At 33.6% G+C, this 21,513-nt stretch carries 18 protein-coding genes; 8 read left to right on the top strand and 10 right to left on the bottom strand.

All coding sequences use genetic code 11. The features are described 5' to 3' along the window. Positions 1 to 24: 24 nt before the first annotated feature. Positions 25 to 666: a spore protease YyaC gene (gene yyaC / locus CD30_RS02730; RefSeq protein WP_036172209.1), complete on the top strand. Its 642-nt coding sequence runs from the start codon at positions 25 to 27 to the stop codon at positions 664 to 666. A gap of 222 nt (positions 667 to 888) precedes the next feature. On the opposite strand, the gene CD30_RS02725 is transcribed toward yyaC, so the two are convergent. From CD30_RS02725 to rpmH, 10 genes are all read right to left on the bottom strand, one after another. After that, positions 889 to 1,737: a ParB/RepB/Spo0J family partition protein gene (locus CD30_RS02725; RefSeq protein ID WP_036172207.1), complete on the bottom strand. Its 849-nt coding sequence runs from the start codon at positions 1,735 to 1,737 to the stop codon at positions 889 to 891. Further along, positions 1,730 to 2,491, bottom strand: coding sequence for a ParA family protein (locus tag CD30_RS02720; protein WP_036172205.1), 762 nt, complete (start codon positions 2,489 to 2,491; stop codon positions 1,730 to 1,732). The genes CD30_RS02725 and CD30_RS02720 overlap by 8 nt, the downstream gene beginning before the upstream one ends. A gap of 171 nt (positions 2,492 to 2,662) precedes the next feature. Continuing rightward, positions 2,663 to 3,544, bottom strand: a complete 882-nt coding sequence (gene noc, locus CD30_RS02715) for a nucleoid occlusion protein (protein WP_036172203.1) — start codon at positions 3,542 to 3,544, stop codon at positions 2,663 to 2,665. A 283-nt stretch (positions 3,545 to 3,827) separates the two neighbouring features. Then, positions 3,828 to 4,544, bottom strand: coding sequence for a 16S rRNA (guanine(527)-N(7))-methyltransferase RsmG (gene rsmG, locus CD30_RS02710; protein WP_036172201.1), 717 nt, complete (start codon positions 4,542 to 4,544; stop codon positions 3,828 to 3,830). 94 nt (positions 4,545 to 4,638) lie between these two features. Beyond that, positions 4,639 to 6,537 (bottom strand): tRNA uridine-5-carboxymethylaminomethyl(34) synthesis enzyme MnmG, encoded by a 1,899-nt coding sequence (mnmG, locus tag CD30_RS02705; protein WP_036172199.1) that lies wholly within the window; start codon positions 6,535 to 6,537, stop codon positions 4,639 to 4,641. A 62-nt stretch (positions 6,538 to 6,599) separates the two neighbouring features. Beyond that, positions 6,600 to 7,985 (bottom strand): tRNA uridine-5-carboxymethylaminomethyl(34) synthesis GTPase MnmE, encoded by a 1,386-nt coding sequence (mnmE, locus tag CD30_RS02700; protein ID WP_036172197.1) that lies wholly within the window; start codon positions 7,983 to 7,985, stop codon positions 6,600 to 6,602. A 388-nt stretch (positions 7,986 to 8,373) separates the two neighbouring features. Further along, positions 8,374 to 9,159, bottom strand: coding sequence for an RNA-binding cell elongation regulator Jag/EloR (jag, locus tag CD30_RS02695; protein ID WP_036172196.1), 786 nt, complete (start codon positions 9,157 to 9,159; stop codon positions 8,374 to 8,376). Next, the gene (gene yidC / locus CD30_RS02690; protein ID WP_036172195.1) at positions 9,156 to 9,929 is read right to left on the bottom strand and encodes a membrane protein insertase YidC; all 774 of its coding nucleotides are present in this window, start codon (positions 9,927 to 9,929) and stop codon (positions 9,156 to 9,158) included. The genes jag and yidC overlap by 4 nt, the downstream gene beginning before the upstream one ends. A gap of 110 nt (positions 9,930 to 10,039) precedes the next feature. After that, positions 10,040 to 10,381, bottom strand: a complete 342-nt coding sequence (gene rnpA, locus CD30_RS02685) for a ribonuclease P protein component (RefSeq protein ID WP_036172193.1) — start codon at positions 10,379 to 10,381, stop codon at positions 10,040 to 10,042. Positions 10,382 to 10,481: 100 nt separating this feature from the next. Continuing rightward, positions 10,482 to 10,616 carry a 50S ribosomal protein L34 gene (rpmH, locus tag CD30_RS02680; protein ID WP_004233310.1) on the bottom strand — a complete coding sequence of 45 codons (135 nt, stop codon included), beginning with the start codon at positions 10,614 to 10,616 and terminating at the stop codon, positions 10,482 to 10,484. Between the two features lie 504 nt (positions 10,617 to 11,120). Here rpmH and dnaA point away from each other — a divergent pair. The 7 genes from dnaA (at position 11,121) to CD30_RS02645 (ending at position 21,271) form a co-directional block, all read left to right on the top strand. Beyond that, entirely contained in the window at positions 11,121 to 12,464 is a 1,344-nt protein-coding gene (dnaA, locus tag CD30_RS02675; protein ID WP_036172191.1) for a chromosomal replication initiator protein DnaA, read from the top strand. Between the two features lie 168 nt (positions 12,465 to 12,632). Continuing rightward, entirely contained in the window at positions 12,633 to 13,769 is a 1,137-nt protein-coding gene (gene dnaN, locus CD30_RS02670; RefSeq protein ID WP_036172189.1) for a DNA polymerase III subunit beta, read from the top strand. A 282-nt stretch (positions 13,770 to 14,051) separates the two neighbouring features. Then, entirely contained in the window at positions 14,052 to 14,279 is a 228-nt protein-coding gene (gene yaaA / locus CD30_RS02665) for a S4 domain-containing protein YaaA (protein WP_036172188.1), read from the top strand. Beyond that, complete coding sequence (gene recF / locus CD30_RS02660; protein WP_036172186.1) at positions 14,279 to 15,391, top strand: DNA replication/repair protein RecF; 1,113 nt, start codon at positions 14,279 to 14,281, stop codon at positions 15,389 to 15,391. Before yaaA ends, recF begins: the two co-directional genes overlap by 1 nt. A 92-nt stretch (positions 15,392 to 15,483) precedes the next feature. Continuing rightward, on the top strand, positions 15,484 to 17,409 hold the full coding sequence (gyrB, locus tag CD30_RS02655) for a DNA topoisomerase (ATP-hydrolyzing) subunit B (protein WP_036172184.1): 1,926 nt from the start codon (positions 15,484 to 15,486) through the stop codon (positions 17,407 to 17,409). 26 nt (positions 17,410 to 17,435) lie between these two features. Next, the gene (gene gyrA / locus CD30_RS02650; RefSeq protein ID WP_036172182.1) at positions 17,436 to 19,964 is read left to right on the top strand and encodes a DNA gyrase subunit A; all 2,529 of its coding nucleotides are present in this window, start codon (positions 17,436 to 17,438) and stop codon (positions 19,962 to 19,964) included. Positions 19,965 to 20,167: 203 nt separating this feature from the next. Next, complete coding sequence (locus CD30_RS02645) at positions 20,168 to 21,271, top strand: HD-GYP domain-containing protein (protein WP_036172180.1); 1,104 nt, start codon at positions 20,168 to 20,170, stop codon at positions 21,269 to 21,271. The last annotated feature ends 242 nt before the right edge of the window (positions 21,272 to 21,513 follow it).

Genomic DNA, 21,513 nt, shown 5'->3' with positions numbered 1-21,513 from the left:
AACTAAAAGAAAGAGAGATTTCGTATGCAAAATATTAATGAAACTAATGAAACTGTAAAAAAATCATTTGTTCATCATGAGCAATCTGGTGCGGTTTGGCGTTTAAGCGATATATTTTTAAACCATATTCCATTTGATCATGAACAAATCATCTTTTGTTGTATCGGAACAGATCGTTCCACTGGAGATTCCCTAGGTCCATTGACAGGAAGCTTTTTAGCCAGCTATCATTCTTTTCCGTTTCGAGTAATTGGAACTTTAGAAAACCCTCTTCACGCTGTCAATTTACCATCAACAGTAGAAGAGTTACAACAATCAAGAACAGCTCCTTTTGTAGTAGCAATAGATGCTTGTCTCGGGGCTGAAGATAATATTGGACAAATTATTGTTCATCAAGGTCCCCTTTTACCAGGAAAAGCAGTAAAAAAGGAATTACCAGCAATCGGAAATATTTCTGTGAAGGGCATTGTAAATGTTGGCGGTTTTATGGAAATGCTTGTCTTACAAAATACTCGTTTAAAAACAACATATTCAATGAGTGATAAAATTGCTAGAGCATTATTATTAGCTTGGCAGCGTTATTCATTGAAAGGAAAATATAATACAAACAATCATAACAGCTACGATCACTTTGGTGACAGAATAAATTACTCAAATTTTAATTAAAGCCACCATTCTACCCCTTTTAAACTCAAATCCACCTGTTTTCAATATATACACTTAGTCATTTTCTAACCCACTAATTCACAGAAAATATTCCTTAAATCAATTGAAGGAAAGATAATTCCTATGTAATATCCAAGACTGTATACAAATGGTCATCCTATTTTTTTCACATTATTTTTCGTACTCATTAAAATCGAGCGCCAAGTTATGGCGCTCGTTATATTATTCCTCTTCAACTTTTAATATTTCTAATATTCTTTCTAAATCTTCCTCAGAATAAAATTCAATTTCAATTTTACCTTTGTTTTTCGATTTTCTGATCTGTACATTTGTACCAAAGTACTCTCTTAACTGAGTTTCCTTTGCTTGTACAAATATATCTTTGTTTACTTTTTTTGATGTTTCACGTGAAACTTCTGAATTATACTCTTTTATTAAATTTTCTAATTGACGAACATTTAATGAATGTTTAATCACTTTATTTGCTAATTCTGGTATTCTTCGTTTATTTTTTAAACCAAGCAAAGTTCTTCCGTGTCCCATTGAAAGAGATCCATCGTTTACTAGTTTTCTCACTTCTTCTGGTAATTGTAGCAATCGAATATGATTTGTAATATGAGGACGACTTTTCCCTAATCTTTTTGCTAAATCTTCTTGAGTAAAATTTAATTTTTCAATTAAACTTTGATATGCTTCAGCCTCTTCAATTGGTGTTAAATCTTCACGCTGTAAGTTTTCTAAAATAGCTACTTCCATCATTTGTTCATCAGACATTTCTTTTACAATGGCTGGAACTTCTTCAAGATTTGCTAGTTTTGCGGCTCTATAGCGTCTTTCACCTACAACTATTTCATATTTCGAGCCTTTTTTACGGACGACTATTGGCTGGATAATTCCATGTTCTTTTATAGATTGAGCTAATTCTTCAATTGCTTCATCATCAAATAATTTACGTGGTTGATAAGGGTTGGCTACTAGTTTTTGGATAGAAATTTTTTCTATAGAATCATCATTTTTCAACGGCTCAGTTGGAAACAATGCACTTATTCCTTTACCTAATCCTTTAGCCATTTTTAATCACTTCCCTTGCCAACTCTAAATAGATTTCCGCACCTCTTGATTTTGGATCATAAATAATAATAGGCTCTCCATGACTTGGAGCCTCACTCAGACGAACATTACGTGGAATAATTGATTTAAATACTTTATCTTGGAAGTATTTTTTTACTTCCTCAATTACTTGAATCCCTAAGTTTGTTCTTGCATCAAGCATTGTTAATACAACACCATCAATATATAATTCTTGATTTAAATGCTTTTGAACTAATCGCACTGTTGATAAAAGCTGACTTAAGCCTTCTAATGCATAAAATTCACATTGTACAGGAATGATTACCGCATCTGATGCCGTTAATGCATTAATTGTTAATAACCCAAGTGATGGCGGACAATCAATAATAATGTAATCATATTTTTCTTTAATATTTTCTATTGCATGCTTTAATCTGACTTCACGTGAAATAGTTGAAACCAGTTCTACTTCTGCCCCTGCTAATGAGATTGTTGCAGGCACAGCATCTAAGTTTTCAACTTTTGTTTGTTGTATAACATTTTCAAGGCTCTCATCATCGATTAACACATCATAAATACAATGTTGAGTTTCCCCTTTGTTTATACCAATTCCACTTGTCGCATTACCTTGTGGATCAATATCTATTAATAATACTTTTTTTCCTAAGTATGCAAGACAAGCGCTTAAATTAACAGATGTTGTCGTTTTACCAACACCACCTTTTTGGTTAGTAATAGCAATAATTCTTCCCAAGATTTTTTGCACCTGCTTTCAATCATCATCGTAGCTATTATTTTCATTAAAATAAAAAGAGATTGTATTTTTTCATCTACTTCTACTATTCTAACAAAAAATAATAAATAAAGTTAAAATATTGATAGAAAAAATGGTTCCTATTTTTGAAAAAAGGAACCATTTTCATTGTTAATTCTTTTTCTTAGGTATTTTTACAGTGATTTGGTAGAAATCTTCAGTATCTTCTTCCTCTGTTTTCACGTTAATACCGCTTTTCGAAACCATTGATAAAGACTGACGAATCGTATTTACAGCAATTCGGATATCTTTACTAATTGCTTTACGTTTTGATTTTTCCTTTTTGACACTTTCTTCTTCTTTAGGAGTTAATAACTGTTGAATATAATCTTCAAGCTGACGAACATTCCAATCATATTCTTTAATTAATTCAACTAACTTCCCTTGAGTTGCCTCATCTTTTACTGTAATTAATGCACGTGCGTGTCTTTCAGATATTTCTCTATTTAATATAGCATCTTGTACATTTTGTGGTAGTTTTAATAATCTTATCTTATTTGCAATGGTTGACTGACCTTTTCCTAGACGTTGAGCAAGTGCTTCTTGTGTCAATGAATGGAGTTCTAATAATTGCTGATAAGCCATTGCTTCTTCTATTGCAGTTAATTCTTCTCGTTGAAGATTTTCAATTAAAGCAATTGAAGCAGTCTCTTTATCACTTAAACTACGCACAATAGCAGGAACTTCAGACCAATTCAGTTTTTTCATTGCTCTATATCGACGTTCTCCGGCAATGATCTCATACTGATTTTCGTCAAACTTTCTAACGACAATTGGTTGAATCACACCATGGGTATGAATTGTTCTAGCTAATTCTTCAATTTTTTCTTCATCAAAAACAGTTCGAGGTTGGTAACGATTCGGAACGATTTTTTCGATTGGTATTTTTACGACTTCTTCCGTTGCCCTACTCTCTGCAACACCTACATCGCTTTTAACCTCAGATTCTAGTTTATCCCCGCCTCCGAAAAAACGTGAAAAAGGACTTTTCATCCAATGGCACCACCTTTTTGAAACTTTCTTGCTCACTATATTCTATTATTAAATATAAAATAGAAAATGTACAGTACTCTATTAAATATTAAATCTACTAAACTGTTTTTAATATAAAATATGTATGTTAAGAAAAGCAAATTTATTTGATGTTTTTTCCTATAAAATGTTTCATGTGAAACATTTTATATAATCGGGAATAATTATGAAGTTTCACGCGAAACGTTTTTTGAATTTTCAATTAATGTTTCACGTGAAACAATTTCTAGGACATGCTTATCCGTTATTGAATTGGACTTTTATTTGGCACTCCTGGTTTTCTAGGATATTTCTTAGGTGTTTCCTTTATTTTATTAATAATGTAAATTGTTCGCTCACTATCTTCAATTGGTAATTGATAAGCAAACTCTTCTTTCAGTGATCCACCTAAAGTGTTAATTGCTTTATTTGCTTCCTTTAACTCCTCTGGACCTGCGGCTGCTTTTAATGCAACAAAATTACCTCCCTTTTTCACTAAAGGAAGACAAAATTCTGATAGTACAGATAAACGGGCTACCGCGCGCGCTGTTGCTACATCAAATTTTTCACGATATTTTACATTTTGACCAAATTCCTCTGCGCGAGAATGAACAAATTCAACATTCTTTAAATTTAATTGCTCACTAAGATGATTTAAAAATGTAATACGTTTGTTTAACGAGTCCACGATCGTAACATGTAAATCTGGGAAGCAAATTTTAATTGGCAAGCTTGGGAAACCAGCGCCTGCCCCTACATCACAAACAGATGAAACCTTCGTAAAGTCAAAATAAAAACTAGCACTGATGGAATCATAAAAATGTTTTAAATAAACTCCCTCTAAGTCCGTTATTGCAGTTAAGTTCATTTTTTCATTCCATTCAACAAGAAGCTCAAAATATGTTTTGAATTGTGCTATTTGTGTTTCCGATAGTTCGATACCTTTTTCTTTTAAAGCTTCGATAAACTGTTGTTCGTTCATTTTATTCTCCTTTTACTAATAAGAGATTTACTTATTATTACTATAATTAAAAAAAGGCGCCCGAGTAACGAAATAGCACTCGAACGCTCAATTTTTAATCGTTGCTTACACGTGCAATTTTACCTTGCTCTATATAAACAAGTAGTATTGATATATCTGCTGGATTTACACCAGATATACGAGATGCCTGTGCGATAGATAATGGTCGAACTTCTTTTAATTTTTCACGAGCTTCGGTAGCTAAGCTTGAAATTTCATCATAATCAATATCCTCAGGAATTTTTTTATCTTCCATTTTATGAAGCTTCTCTACTTGGCTTAATGCCTTTTGAATATAACCTTCATATTTCAATTGAATTTCGATTTGTTCTTTTACTTCATCACTTAATTCAATTCCTGGCGGTGTTAACGAAGCAACTAAATCATACGTCATTTCTGTTCGTTTAACTAAATCAGCACCACGAATTCCATCTTTTAATTCTGTTCCACCTACAGAACGTATTACTTCCTGTGTTTTTTCGTTAGGTTTAATAATCACTTCACGAAGTCGGGCAATTTCATTTTCAATTTGTTCTTTTTTCGTTAAATATTTTTGATAACGTTCTTCTGAAATTAAACCTAATTTATAGCCAATTTCAGTTAAACGTAAATCAGCATTATCATGACGTAGTAATAAACGATATTCTGCACGTGAAGTTAATAATCGATATGGTTCATTTGTTCCTTTTGTTACTAAATCATCAATTAAAACCCCGATATACGCTTCAGATCGTTTTAATATTACTTCTTCTTTTCCTAGTGCTCTTGCAGCAGCATTAATACCAGCCATGATTCCTTGCCCTGCCGCCTCTTCATAACCGCTTGTTCCGTTTATTTGACCAGCAGTATATAGGTTTTTAATACGTTTTGTTTCTAAAGTTGGCCAAAGTTGTGTAGGTACTACTGCATCATATTCGATCGCATATCCCGCACGCATCATTTCCGCATTTTCTAAGCCTGGAATTGTACGAAGCATTTCACGTTGGATATGTTCAGGTAAACTTGTAGAAAGTCCTTGAACATATACTTCTTCTGTTTCACGACCTTCTGGCTCTAAGAACAGCTGATGTCGTGGCTTATCATTAAAGCGCACAATTTTTGTTTCAATAGACGGACAATAACGCGGTCCTGGACCAGTAATTAATCCTGTAAACATTGGTGCTTTATCTAAATTATCATTAATAATTTGGTGTGTTTCTGCACTTGTATACGTTAACCAGCACGGAATTTGATCCATAATAAACTCCGTTGTTTCAAAACTGAATGCACGAGGCTCATCATCACCAGGTTGAATTTCTGTTTTACTATAGTCGATTGACTTACTGTTTACCCGTGGAGGTGTCCCTGTTTTAAATCGTACTAAATCAAAACCAAGGTCCTTTAAATTATCAGCAAGTTTAATGGACGGTCTTTGATTATTTGGACCACTTGAATATTTCAAGTCTCCGATAATAATTTCACCGCGCAAATACGTACCAGTTGTTACGATAACTGTTTTTGCACGATATATTGCTCCCGTTTGGGTAATTACGCCACTTACAATACCATCTTCAACGATTAACTCTTCAACCATTCCTTGATAAATGGTTAAGTTATCTTGTTCTTCTAATACGCGCTTCATCTCACGTTGGTAAAGTACTTTATCTGCTTGTGCTCTTAGGGCACGTACTGCAGGACCTTTCCCTGTGTTTAACATTCGCATTTGAATATGTGTTTTATCGATAACTCTTCCCATTAATCCGCCCAATGCATCTATTTCACGTACTACTATCCCTTTCGCAGGACCACCAACTGATGGGTTACATGGCATATAAGCGATCATATCAAGACTTATTGTTAACATTAGGGTTTTAGCACCCATTTGTGCGGAAGCATACGCTGCTTCTACACCAGCATGACCGGCACCGATTACTACACAATCAAACGTGCCAGCTTCATATGTTGTTGTTGTCATGCCTATCTTCCTCTCTAAATTATCATTATCATTTCAATCTATCGCACTAATAAATATGGAAGTTATTTTCCTAAACAGAATTGGGAGAATAACTGGTTAATTAAACTTTCTTGAACTGTATCGCCGATGATTTCACCTAGTATTTCCCACGTTCTTGTTACATCAATTTGAACGATATCGACTGGCACATCATTTTCAGCACCTTCAATCGCATCACTAATTGTATCTAATGCTTGGTGCAACAATGTAATATGTCGTGAATTTGAAACATACGTCAAATCATCCGCTTCTATTTGTCCTTCAAAGAATAATGCAGCAATTGCTTCTTCAAGTTCAATAACACCTTCTTCTTTTAATAAGGAAGTTGTTACGACCCGTCGACCATTTGCTAATTCTTTTACTTTCTCTAGATCCACTTTTTGAGGTAAATCTGTTTTATTAACGACAACTATAAAATCCATATTTTGAATGGTTTCAAAAAGTCTTTCATCTTCCTCGGACAATTCTTCTGAAGCATTTATCACAAGTAAAATTAAATCTGCTTCTTTTAATACTTGTCGTGACCTTTCTACACCAATTCGTTCAACGATATCTTCCGTTTCACGTATACCAGCTGTATCAACTAACCTTAATGGTACTCCGCGCACATTGACATACTCTTCTATAATATCACGTGTTGTCCCTGCTATATCAGTTACAATGGCTTTATTTTCGTGAACTAAGCTATTTAATAATGAAGACTTCCCTACATTTGGTCTTCCTAGTATTACAGTTGATAAGCCTTCACGTAAAATTTTACCCTGTGAGGAAGTCTGTAATAGTTTTTTTATTTCTTCCTTTACCCATGTACATTTTTCTAAAAGTACAGGAATTGTCATTTCTTCTACATCATCATACTCCGGGTAATCTATATTAACTTCAACTTGTGCTAATGTCTCAATTAAGGCTTGTCGCAATTGGCCAATCAATTTCGATAATTTCCCATCCATTTGACCAAGTGCAACATTCATCGCCTTATCCGTTTTCGCACGAATTAAGTCCATTACTGCTTCAGCCTGAGATAAATCGATGCGTCCGTTTAAAAATGCTCGTTTTGTAAATTCTCCTGGCTCTGCTAACCTTGCACCGTTTCTTAATACAAGCTGCAATACTCGATTTACTGATACGATACCACCATGACAATTGATTTCAACAACATCTTCTCTAGTGAAGGTTTTCGGTCCTCTCATTAATGAAACCATTACTTCCTCAACCACTTCATCAGATTTTGGATCGATTAAATGACCATAGTGTATTGTATGGGTTTTTACTTCACTTAGCTTTTTTCCATTTGGCGACTGGAATATTTTATCCGTTATTTGAACCGCTTCATCACCACTTAATCGTACAATGGCAATGGCTCCTTCACCCATCGGAGTGGAGATCGCAGCAATTGTATCGTAATCCATTATTTGCTCCTCCTAAATCTACTTCCTCTACATCCGGTATCTATTAAAATCCACAATAGGAATTTTCATTTTCTTTATTGTTAATTTTCATCGTCATTTTTATCCACAACGGAATAAGTTCATCGGACAATAATTACTAACAATTTAGGGTACCATATTTTTATAAAATACGAAAGTAATTGAGTTATTCACATGTGGATAACAGTTTTTTTTGTTATTTACTTTGTTATACACAATCGAAAACGAACTTACTTTAATGTGAACTAGGATTTAATTTTTCATATTGTTTAAAGTGAAAAACCATTGAATTACTAGCCATTCTTTATAAAATAAAAAGGCAAAATTACTTAAAAACAAGTAATTTTGCCTTTTATGGTTGCTATATGTTTTACTTAAGTGGTTCAATCACTAAATAGCGGTTTGGCTCAGTTCCTTCTGAGTATGTTTCAATATCAATTCGATTGGCTAACGCATTATGAATCACTTTTCGTTCGTAGGATGGCATTGGTTCAAGCACAACTTTTCGTCCAGTACGCACCGCTTTATCTGCCATACGGTCTGCTAGTTGTTCTAATGTTGCTTGCCTACGATCACGATAATTTTCAACATCCAGAGTAACTGAGATGAAGGTTTTAGCTGTATTATTTACTACAAGTTGAGTTAATTGCTGTAAAGCATTTAAAGTAGCCCCATGTTTTCCTATTAAGAGAGCAGCTTTTTCACTATCAAGCTTAAATAGTAGACGTTTTCCTTTATTTTCAACCTCTATTTTTAAATCTTGTATACCCATTTCTCTTGCAATATTTGTTACATATTCCTTCGCTTTTTCAATTGGATCGACATTTTGAATGACGTTTACATCTTCTAGTAATTCATTATTGTCATTACCTTCAACTTGTTGGAACTCTTTGTCTTCTTTTAAGTCTGAAGCATTCGCTAAATTTTCTACTAACTCTATTACTTCAGTTGCTTCAACATTTGGTGTATTTGATTGCTCTTGTTCTTCTTTTAAAGTAACGCGTATTTCTGCTTGTTTTGCTCCAAAACCTAAAAATCCTTTTTTACCTTCTTGTAAAACTTCAACTTCTACTTGTTGTCTAGTAACTCCAAGTTTCTGTAACGCTAAGTGAAGCGCTTCATCAACGCTCGCTCCTATTTGCGTAATTTGTTTCACTTTTTCGCTCCTCCTATAGTAGCAGCTTCTTTATTTCTATTCCAAGGTTTGTAAATCAAAAGGTTTTGTACTACTGATACAATATTTCCTACTACCCAATATAATGATAATGCTGCTGGCACTACTGCACCAAAACCAACAATCATTAACGGCATAATATACATCATCACTTTCATTTGTGGGTTGTCCATTGCTGGGCCTGTCATTAATACAACATATTGCATTAAACCAGCGATAACCGCTAATACAATACTTGTATCAGCTAACGGGAAAATGATAAATGTACCTAAATTAAACACTTCTGGACCTGTAGCATCCATTCGGCTAATTGCGTGGTAGATACCGATTAATATTGGCATTTGAATTAAAATTGGTAAACAACCTGCAAGTGGATTAACACCAGCTGTTTGCATTAAAGTCATCATTTCTTGTTGATACTTTTGCTGTGTAATAGCGTCCTTCGATGCATATTTCTGTTGTAATTCTTTCATTTTAGGTTGTATTTCTTGCATTTTTTTAGAACTTTTAACTTGTTTAATTGTTAATGGAAGTATTGCTAATCGAATGATAATTGTAACAACAATAATTCCCAAACCATAAGATCCTAATAAATCCGCAAAGTATTTAATAATTGAAACTAATGGCCATACGATAAATTCGTTCCAAAATCCTGTGCTTTCAGCCGAGATCGGCTTATTAAATTCTGTACACCCAGATAGCAGCAGTGCTACTGATACAAGTGACAGAATAACCCAAAGATTTTTCCTCAACCTTCTTCCTCCTAAAGCAACTATTCAATTTCAGTTTGTTTATTTTAGCTATTTTACCATGTGAATGGAATTCACTCTACTATAGATTCTTTATTCAGTCTTAAAAATAGCTATTTTTTTAACACTTTTGCTATTTTCAACACATGTTCTATACTTTTTTTTGTTTCATGAAAATCTAAATTGGCCGCCGGATTTCGGGCGATGATAACATAATCCATATCTTGTCTTATTTGATCCTTTAGTTCAAGGAACGCTTGCCTAATATATCGTTTTATTTGTACTCGGGTAACCGCCTTACCGATTTTTTTGCTTACAGATAATCCGATACGAAATTCAGCTTGTCCCTCTTTTTGCAGTAAATAAACAACAAATTGGCGATTCGCAAAGGATTTTCCCTTTTTAAAAATCTTTTGGAAATCCTCGTTTTTCTTAACACGCTGACTTTTTTTCATTCGATCACCCTACTCAATCTTCAAGTAAAACTGAAAACGTTTTCTCTACTAAGTTAAACCATAATAAAGAAAAAAAGACCACTGATAAAGCTCAGTGGACTTATGCTGATAATACTTTTCTTCCTTTACGACGACGAGCTGCTAAAACTTTACGACCATTTTTAGTACTCATACGTGCACGGAAACCATGTACTTTACTATGTTTACGTTTTTTCGGTTGATATGTGCGTTTCATATATATAACACCTCCAGATGAAAGTTAATCTCTATTTAACATACAGACCTAAATATTATATATAAATTCTATTGCTAATGTCAATCACTGATTTAATTCCATGAAAAATGCTACGAATCTAATTATCCACAAATTTTTTTCAACTTTAAAACTCACTGTGGATAATGAAATTAATATTTTTTTCTATCCACAACAGTTATCGACAACTTTTGCACATAATCACTTGCTGTGGAAAAGTTTAAAGTGTATAAATATACATTGTGTGGATAAGTTTCATGAGCTATTGAAATGACAATATTTTTTTGTTACGATTAATGTGTTTTCTCTTGTGGAATTATTTACTTGAAATAAAATTATCCACAGATGTTAATAACCTGTGGACAAAGTTTTACACTATGGTTGGATAACATTTATCCACAACTTGTGATTATGTGTAATATATAATAATTTTAAATTTCTATCATTAAAATAATGAAGATAAAAATACGTAAAGGAGACTAAAGCTTGGAACATTTAGAAGAATTATGGAACAATGTCCTGGCTCAAGTAGAACAAAAAATTTCAAAACCAAGCTTTGAAACGTGGCTAAAATCGACAAAATTACTTTCTTATAAAGGATCTAATGTAATTATTGCCGCACCGACTTCATTTGCTCGTGATTGGTTAGAAAACCACTATGTACATTTAATAGCGGGCATTTTAACTGAGTTAACTGGCGAAGACTTGATGATTAAATTTGTTGTTCAAAAGGATCAGGACGATGATGATTTTGAATTACCAGCACCGATTATCCAAGCAAAAGATACACAGCATTATGATAATTCGGCAGGAATGTTAAACCCAAAGTATACCTTTGATACATTTGTAATTGGTTCTGGTAACAGATTCGCCCACGCTGCATCGCTAGCAGTTGCTGAAGCTCCAGCTAAAGCCTATAATCCGTTCTTTATATATGGTGGAGTTGGATTAGGTAAAACCCATTTAATGCATGCGATAGGTCATTATGTTCTTGAGCATAATCCAGATGCAAAGGTTGTTTATTTATCATCTGAAAAATTTACAAATGAGTTTATAAATTCTATTCGAGACAATAAAGCAGTAGATTTTCGTAATAAATATCGAAATGTAGATGTTCTACTAATTGATGATATTCAATTTTTGGCCGGAAAAGAATCAACACAAGAAGAATTTTTCCATACTTTTAATACATTACACACAGAATCAAAACAAATCGTTATTTCAAGTGACCGACCACCTAAGGAAATTCCAACTCTTGAAGATCGCCTTCGTTCCCGATTCGAATGGGGCCTAATCACGGATATTACTCCTCCTGATTTAGAAACTCGAATTGCTATCTTAAGAAAAAAGGCAAAAGCAGATGGCCTTGATATCCCTAATGAAGTGATGCATTATATCGCTAATCAAATCGATACAAATATACGTGAATTAGAGGGAGCATTGATTCGAGTAGTTGCTTATTCTTCATTGGTAAATAAAGATATTACAACAGAACTAGCAGCTGAAGCATTAAAAGATATCATTCCTAATTCAAAACCGAGAATTATTACAATTCTTGATATTAAGCAGGCTGTTGGAGAACATTATCATATTAAGCTTGAGGACTTTTCGGCAAAAAGACGAACGAAGCAAATCGCGTTCCCACGTCAAGTTGCAATGTATTTATCTAGAGAACTTACAGACTTCTCTTTACCGAAAATAGGAGAGGAATTTGGTGGGCGTGATCATACAACGGTAATTCATGCACATGAAAAAATCGCCTCTTTATTAAAAGACGATCAACAATTGCAACAAGATATTAAACAAATACGTAGTATGTTAGGAAAATAAAACTGTGGATAAATGCGAAAATTTCGCACAGGTTTACACACAGCTTATCAACATGTGGATAGATAGATTTATCAATAGAAAAATACATTTATCCACAAATCCACAGCGCCTATTACTATATCTATTAAATTCTTTTAAAATAATATAATAATAAGAGAGGTATTATTAATGAAATTTGATATTATGCGAGACCGATTGTTAGATGGGTTAAATGATGTCATGAAAGCAGTAAGTTCAAAAACGACTATTCCTATTTTAACTGGTATTAAAATTGACGTGACTGAAGAAGGAATGCGTTTAACAGGTAGCGATGCTGATATAACGATTCAAACATTTATCCCTATTGAAGAAAATGGTGATCAAGTTATAAATATTGCTGAAACTGGATCTATCGTTTTACAAGCTCGTATGTTCAATGAAATCGTTCGTAAATTACCTACAAATGATGTTGAAATAGAAGTATCTAACGGTTTCCAAACTCATATTCGTTCAGGAAAATCAGAATTCCACTTAATTGGTTTAGATCCAACGGAATATCCATCATTACCTGAAATTGCAATGGACCGTCAATTTGCTATTCCTGCAGATTTATTAAAATCGATTATCCGTGAAACCGTATTTGCTGTGGCAACATCTGAAAGTCGCCCAGTATTAACAGGTGTTAATTGGCAAATTAAAGATGAAGAATTGATTTGTGTTGCAACAGATAGTCATCGTTTAGCTCAAAGAAAAACGAAACTTGAACAACTTCCTACAGATGTACATTCAGTTGTTATTCCTGGTAAAAGTTTAAATGAATTAAACAAAGTACTTGGCGAAACAACTGAACCTGTTCAAATTGTGATTACAAGTCAACAAGTGCTATTTAAAGCCGAAAATATCTTATTCTTCTCACGTTTATTAGAAGGCAATTATCCGGACACTTCACGTTTAATACCTGAAGAATTTAAAACAAATATTACGATAAACGGTAAACAATTATTACAAGCGATCGACCGTGCATCACTTCTTGCTCGCGAAGATCGTAATAATGTCGTTCGATTTGAAACATTAGAAAGTAACATTGTTGAAATTTCATCTAATTCACCGGAAATTGGTAAAGTTGAAGAGCAAATTCAAGTTGAATCTTTAACTGGTGAAAATATAAAAATTTCCTTTAGTGCAAAATATATGATGGAGGCACTAAAAGCAATTGATGGTCAAGATGTTGTAATTGAATTTACTGGAGCAATGAGACCATTTATTTTACGTTCAGTTCATGATGATGCAATTTTACAATTGATCTTACCAGTTAGAACTTATTAACATGTGGATAAATTAGTAAAAATAAAGTTATAAACAATGGTGATAAATTCACGTTTAGCTGTGAATGAATAATATTTGTGCAATTGAATAAATCGTTAAAAAGGGTGTCAGGAAATTATTATTTTCTGGACACCTTTTTTAGTTAAAATCCTTTTAAGAAGGCCGTTTAGAAAGTTTAGTCTAATACGCAGGATTTTTTTGTTTTAAGCTAATCTTGGCGAATTTTTATAAAATTAGGTATCATATATAGATAGATGTATTGTAATCGGAGGAGAAACAACCTTGAATGAATTAGTAATCGATACTGAATTTATTACATTAGGTCAAGCATTAAAGCTAACTGATTCCATAAGTTCAGGCGGTATGGCCAAATGGTTTTTACAAGAAAATGATGTATATGTGAATGGGGAAATTGATAATCGACGGGGACGGAAATTATATCATGGAGACGTTATCAATATTCCTGGTACTGGGCGATACGTTATTGTAAATACGAACGGTGACAACTGATGTTCATTGACAATTTATCCCTTACGAATTATCGGAATTATGAGTCGTTAACACTTGATTTTTCTTCAAAAATAAATGTGTTCATTGGTGAAAATGCACAAGGAAAAACAAATGTAATGGAGTCCATTTATGTTTTAGCGATGGCAAAATCCCATCGCACAAGCAATGATAAAGAATTAATACGTTGGACTGCTGATTATGGTAAAATAGAAGGTGTTGTACAAAATCGTTACGGAAATTTTCCAATGGAATTAACAATTACTAAAAAGGGTAAAAAAGGAAAAGTAAACCATATCGAACAAACAAAATTAAGTAATTATATTGGCCAAATGAATGTCGTCATGTTTGCACCAGAGGATTTAAATGTTGTAAAAGGAAGTCCTCAAGTGAGAAGACGTTTTATTGACATGGAAATTGGTCAAATTTCGCCTGTCTATTTACATGATTTATTATCTTTTCAAAAAGTTTTAAAACAAAGAAATCATTTGTTAAAGATGAATCAAGGTAAATCAAATATGAACGATATGTTATTTGATATTTATACTGAGCAATATATTCAGGCAGCTGTTCAAATTATTCGTAAAAGGTTTCAATTTGTTGAACTTTTGCAAGAATGGGCAGAACCTATACATTCGGGTATTTCTCGTGGTCTTGAAAAATTGAAGATAAAGTATCAACCTATATCTGGTCTAGACTCTAATTGGACTCAAGATGAAATGACTACATATTTGCAAAAAAAACTAAGTGAAGTTAAACAAAAGGAATTGGAAAGAGGCGTAACATTAGTTGGACCGCATCGTGACGATTTACAATTTCTTGTAAATGATTACGACGTTCAAACATATGGCTCACAAGGACAACAACGTACAACAGCACTTTCTTTAAAACTTGCTGAGATTGAATTAATCAAGCAAGAAACAAAAGAAACACCCATTTTACTTTTGGATGATGTTTTATCTGAATTGGATGATTATAGACAATCTCATTTGTTAAATACCATTCAAGGTGAAGTACAAACATTTGTTACGACAACAAGCGTCGATGGCATTCATCACGATACAATTAAACATGCAAAAATGTTCCATGTGAAACATGGGACAATCGAACAATAAAATGGGATTGATTTCAGAATAGAAAGTTTTAGTTATATTGATAAAGCTTTGTAAATTTAACACATACTGAAGTTATGAAAGAGTAGGTGAACATGGTGACTTTAGAAGAGGGAAAAGTTCAACATGCTTATGATGCTGAACAGATACAAGTTTTAGAAGGCTTAGAAGCAGTGCGTAAGCGTCCAGGGATGTATATTGGATCAACAAGCTCTAAAGGATTACACCATTTAGTTTGGGAAATCGTAGATAATAGTATTGATGAAGCTTTGGCGGGATATTGTTCTGAAATTATAGTTGCTATTGAAAAAGATAACTGGATCCGAGTAGAGGATAACGGACGAGGAATACCAGTAAATATCCAAGAAAAAATGGGAATGCCAGCTGTTGAAGTTATCATGACTGTTTTACATGCAGGAGGTAAATTTGGCGGTGGCGGATACAAAGTATCTGGTGGTCTACATGGTGTTGGTGCATCTGTAGTAAACGCTTTATCAGAATTTACTGAGGTTTATGTAAGACGTGATGGTCATATTCATTCGATTAAATTTGAACGTGGTAAAACAGTTCAGCCACTAACAATTGTCGGTGAGTCTGATGAAACAGGAACGACAACACGCTTTAAAGCTGATCCTGAAATTTTTAAAGAAACAACTGTTTATGAATACGATATTTTAGCTACTCGTGTACGTGAGTTAGCTTACTTAAATCGCGGCATTCGAATTACGATTATGGACGAACGTGAAGAAGAAATCCGTAGAGATTCATACCATTTCGAAGGCGGAATTCGTGAATATGTTGAGCATTTAAACGAATCAAAAGAACCAATTCATGAACCAATTGATATAAGAGGCGAAAAAGATGGCATTTCTGTTGAAATTGCAATGCAATATAACGATGGCTATTCTTCAAACATATATTCCTTCGCTAATAATATTAATACTTATGAAGGTGGTACCCACGAATCAGGCTTTAAAACAGCCTTAACTCGTGTGATTAACGATTATGCTCGTAAATCTAATCTGTTAAAAGATAATGATGCAAATTTAACTGGTGAAGATGTTCGTGAAGGATTAACGGCTATCGTTTCTGTAAAACATCCAGATCCACAATTTGAAGGTCAAACAAAAACTAAATTAGGGAATTCGGAAGTAAGTGCTATTACGAATTCTTTATTTTCTGATGGCTTTGAAAGATTTTTATTAGAAAATCCAACAGTTGCAAGGAAAATTATCGATAAAGGTCTGATGGCTGCAAGAGCTCGTGTTGCTGCGAAAAAGGCACGTGAGTTTACAAGACGAAAATCTGTACTTGAGGTATCGAGTCTCCCTGGTAAATTAGCGGATTGCACATCAACAAATCCAGCAGAATCTGAAATTTATATCGTTGAGGGTGACTCTGCGGGTGGTTCTGCAAAGTCTGGGCGTGACCGTTATTTCCAAGCAATTCTTCCATTGCGCGGTAAAATTTTAAATGTCGAAAAAGCAAATTTAAATCGTATTTTATCTAATGCAGAGATACGAGCAATGATCACAGCTTTTGGTACTGGTATTGGTGAGGAATTTGATTTAGAAAAAGCTCGCTACCATAAAATTATTATTATGACCGATGCCGATGTGGATGGTGCACATATTCGTATATTGCTTTTAACGTTCTTCTTCCGTTTTATGAGACCGTTAATTGAAGCAGGATATGTCTATGCCGCTCAACCGCCACTTTACCAAATCAAACAAGGTAAACATGTGGAATATTGTTATTCTGATGAAGAGTTACAAGAAATTTTAGAACGTTTACCACAAAACCCGAAACCTGCAATCCAACGATATAAAGGTTTAGGGGAAATGAATGCAGAACAGCTTTGGGAAACAACAATGGATCCTGAACATCGTACACTTCTTCAAGTCGAATTAGATGATGCGATGAGAGCAGATCAAATCTTCCAACAATTAATGGGAGATGAGGTAGAACCTCGTAGACAATTTATCGAAAAAAATGCCGTTTATGCTGAATTAGATATTTAATCGTGTGATGAAGGGAGGTTTCTATTTTGGCTGAAAGTGAACAACAAGGCGTTAAAGGAATAAAAATTAGTGATGAAGTACAAAAATCATTTTTAAGTTATGCAATGAGCGTAATCGTTTCCCGTGCATTACCAGATGTAAGAGACGGTTTAAAACCAGTACATCGTCGTATTTTATATGGAATGCATGAGCTTGGGAATTATTCTGATAAACCATACAAAAAGAGTGCGCGTATCGTAGGGGACGTAATGGGGAAATATCACCCTCATGGTGACTCTTCGATATATGACGCGATGGTACGTATGGCTCAAGATTTTAGTTATCGTTATATGCTTGTAGATGGTCATGGTAACTTTGGTTCTGTAGACGGTGATGGAGCCGCTGCTATGCGTTATACGGAATCCCGTATGTCTAAAATTGCGATGGAAATGTTAAGGGATATCAATAAAGATACCATTGACTATCAACCAAACTATGATGGCAATGAAAAAGAACCACTTGTGCTACCGGCACGTATTCCTAATCTTTTGTTAAATGGTGCTTCTGGTATTGCGGTAGGTATGGCAACAAACATTCCCCCACATCAATTAGGGGAAACCATTGATGCAGTTATAGCATTATCAGAAAATCCTGATATTACTACAGAGGAATTAATGGAAATTATCCCTGGTCCCGACTTCCCTACTGGGGGAGTTATTTTAGGACGCAGTGGTATTCGTCGTGCTTATGAAACTGGTCGTGGATCTATTATTGTTCGTGCAAAAGTGGAAATCGAACCACAATCTAATGGGAAAGAAACAATTATTGTTAGTGAACTTCCTTATCAAGTAAATAAAGCAAAACTAATAGAGAAAATTGCTGAATTAGTACGTGATAAAAGAATTGATGGAATCACTGCGTTACGTGATGAATCTGACCGTCGAGGAATGCGAATTGTAATTGAAGTACGTAGAGATGCTAATGCAAATGTTATTTTAAATAACTTATTTAAACAAACAGCTATGCAAACAAACTTCGGTGTTAATATGCTTGCATTAGTTGATGGGCAACCGAAAGTATTAGGTTTAAAACAAGTTTTATATCACTATTTAGAACACCAAAAAATAGTGATTACTCGTCGTACTCAATTTGAATTGAAAAAAGCTGAAGATCGTGCGCACATTTTAGAAGGTTTACGTATTGCGCTTGATCACATTGATGAGATTATCAGTATTATTCGTTCTTCAAGAACTGGTGAAGAAGCAAAGCCGATATTAATGGAACGCTTTAGTTTATCAGAAAGACAAGCGCAAGCGATTTTAGATATGCGCCTTGTACGTTTAAGTGGACTAGAACGTGAAAAAATTGAAAACGAATATAATGAGCTTCAAGTATTAATTGGTGAATTAAAAGCAATATTAGCGGATGAAGGAAAGTTAGTTCAAATTATCCGTGATGAAATGAATGAAATAAAAGAGAAATATAATGATACGCGCCGTACAGAAATTGCTGCAGGCGGTTTCGAAATGATTGAAGATGAAGATTTAATACCACGGGAAGACTCTGTTGTAACATTAACCCATAATGGTTACATTAAGAGACTAGCTTCTAATACATATAGAAGCCAAAAACGTGGAGGTCGTGGTGTGCAAGGTATGGGCACACATGAAGATGATTTCGTAGAACATTTACTATTCACTTCAACGCACGATGCTATTTTATTCTTTACTTCTAAAGGAAAAGTATTCTTAACAAAAGGTTATGAAATTCCTGAATACGGTCGTACAGCAAAAGGGCTACCAATTGTTAACCTGTTAAATTTAGATAAAGAAGAAAAAGTAACTGCAATGATTCGTTCAGAGTTATATCAAGAAGATGCTTATTTCATCTTTACTACAAAAACAGGTATTACAAAACGTACACCTCTTTCTCAATTTGCAAATATCCGTAAAAATGGTCTGATTGCTATTAGTCTGCATGATGATGATGAGTTAATTTCAGTTCGTCTAACAGATGGCAATAAGGATGTTATTATTGGTACACGTGAAGGGATGCTTATTCGTTTTAAAGAAGAAGATATTCGTTCTATGGGTCGTACAGCTGCAGGAGTACGCGGTATTAAACTCCGTGAAGGCGATTATGTAGTGGGTATGGAAATTATAGAAGAAGGTCAAGAAATTTTAGTTGTCACTGAAAAAGGATATGGTAAACGTACACCAGAGTCAGAGTACCGTTTGCAAAGCCGTGGTGGCGTAGGTCTTAAAACAATCCATATCACTGAGAAAAATGGACCATTATGTGCTGTGAAAACAGTTGATGGAACTGAAGACATCATGTTGATTACGATTAATGGTATCCTCATTCGTATGGATGTTAATGATATTTCAGTAATTGGCCGATCTACACAAGGTGTCAGATTAATTCGATTAGGTGAAGATGAATTTGTAGCGACAGTTGCTAGAGTGAAAAAGGATGAGCAAGACGATTCCTTAGATGAAGATGAAGAAAGTGAATCAATTGAAACATCAGAAAATATTCAAGAATTAGAAACTGAAAACCAAGATAATGAAGAATAATTAATAAAAGTAGCACAAATCTAAAAAGGGTTTGTGCTATTTTTTGCTTAAAGTGAAATTTTATTATTACTTTGTTATCATTTTCTAAAGACTTACTAAATTGTATTTAATATTTACAAAACATAATTTAAAATTATCTATAAAGTATAAATTTTACATTTCCATATTCATGATATTAAAAATAATCGAAGGGGGTTTATAAATTGGAAGCTACATATGTAAATATAGATGAGAGTTATATAGGAAAAACAGTTGCCCAAGATATATTTGCCAATACACAATATCCAATTTTAAAAAAGGATACTGTTATAACAGAAGAGCATTTTCATATATTAAAAGTATTCCAAATTTCAAGGGTACTCCTTTATAAAGATTTCGGAAAAAAAGTAGTTTCAATAGAGAACACAAAAAAGAATATAGAAGAGGAGATTGAAAAGCAAACTTTTGAGGTTCAAACGAACGCTTTTCAAGTAGAGTATGAAGAAGCAGTCTCTCAATATAAAAAGGAGTTCTCGAATTGGGAATCTGGTGCTAAAATTGACATCGTAAAAATTCGCGGAATTATTTTACCATTAATCGAAAAAATACTTGCTGATCGAAGTATAATGTTCGATTTAAATAGTTACTCAAATCCTAAAGATTATATGTATCATCATTGTGTTGCAACGGGTCTAATTTCATCTGTAATAGCTCAAAAGCTTGGATTTGATAAAGGAGTAATTCTTCAAATGGCCACAGCTGGGTCTTTGGCGGATTGCGGTATGGCAAAAATACCAGCCCGAATTCGAGATAAAAAACAAGCTCTAAACCAAGCTGAATTTAATGAAATACGTAAACATCCAATTTATAGCTTTCAATTAGTAAAAGATTTACCTGCTTTAAAAGAAGATATGAAGCAAGCGATTATAGAACATCATGAAAGATTAGATGGAAGTGGTTATCCTAGAGGATTGAAATTAGATAATATATCAGTTTATTCTCAAATAATTGCTATTGCAGATACATTTCACGCTATGACAAGCGAACGTATATATCGTTCAAAAGAATCACCATTTAAAGTTGTAGAGATGATTAAAGAAAGTGAATTTGGTAAGTTCAATATTAAAGTAGTATCTGCTTTAATGAATATTGTTGTTGATTTACCGATTGGTACAAAAGTAGAGTTATCTAATTTTGAGCGTGGCGAGGTAATGTTTGTGAATCAATTTTCACCGACGCGCCCTTTAGTAAAATTACTTAATACCGGTAATATCATTGATTTATCTCAAAACAGAGGAATATATATAGAAAGAATCTTAACAAATTGAAAAATGTTATTGATTTTTATATAAATATAATATAGAATTATAAACCCAACAGCCTATTTGTTGGGTTTTTATTCGAGAAATTATCTTAAAACTTTTTAAATAATTAAGAAGAAAATAATATTTTTATTTAAAAATATGTTGACATTTCAATTGGAAATTGATAAGATAATTAAGTCGCCAAGAGGTGACGCATTGAACCTTGAAAACTGAACAACAAAACGTTAATGAATTAAACGTTTCTA

Source organism: Ureibacillus massiliensis 4400831 = CIP 108448 = CCUG 49529 (assembly GCF_000772965.1).
Lineage (GTDB): Bacteria > Bacillota > Bacilli > Bacillales_A > Planococcaceae > Ureibacillus > Ureibacillus massiliensis.
Note: the sequence above shows the minus strand (reverse complement) of the source record. Positions and strands in the feature narration are given on the sequence as shown.

Coding starts and splice junctions, on each gene's coding strand:
- yyaC (WP_036172209.1), top strand. CDS start 25: ATGCAAAATATTAATGAAACTAATGAAACTGTAAAAAAATCATTTGTT.
- CD30_RS02725 (WP_036172207.1), bottom strand. CDS start 1,737: ATGGCTAAAGGATTAGGTAAAGGAATAAGTGCATTGTTTCCAACTGAG.
- noc (WP_036172203.1), bottom strand. CDS start 3,544: ATGAAAAGTCCTTTTTCACGTTTTTTCGGAGGCGGGGATAAACTAGAA.
- rsmG (WP_036172201.1), bottom strand. CDS start 4,544: ATGAACGAACAACAGTTTATCGAAGCTTTAAAAGAAAAAGGTATCGAA.
- mnmG (WP_036172199.1), bottom strand. CDS start 6,537: ATGACAACAACAACATATGAAGCTGGCACGTTTGATTGTGTAGTAATC.
- mnmE (WP_036172197.1), bottom strand. CDS start 7,985: ATGGATTACGATACAATTGCTGCGATCTCCACTCCGATGGGTGAAGGA.
- rnpA (WP_036172193.1), bottom strand. CDS start 10,381: ATGAAAAAAAGTCAGCGTGTTAAGAAAAACGAGGATTTCCAAAAGATT.
- rpmH (WP_004233310.1), bottom strand. CDS start 10,616: ATGAAACGCACATATCAACCGAAAAAACGTAAACATAGTAAAGTACAT.
- dnaN (WP_036172189.1), top strand. CDS start 12,633: ATGAAATTTGATATTATGCGAGACCGATTGTTAGATGGGTTAAATGAT.
- recF (WP_036172186.1), top strand. CDS start 14,279: ATGTTCATTGACAATTTATCCCTTACGAATTATCGGAATTATGAGTCG.
- gyrB (WP_036172184.1), top strand. CDS start 15,484: ATGGTGACTTTAGAAGAGGGAAAAGTTCAACATGCTTATGATGCTGAA.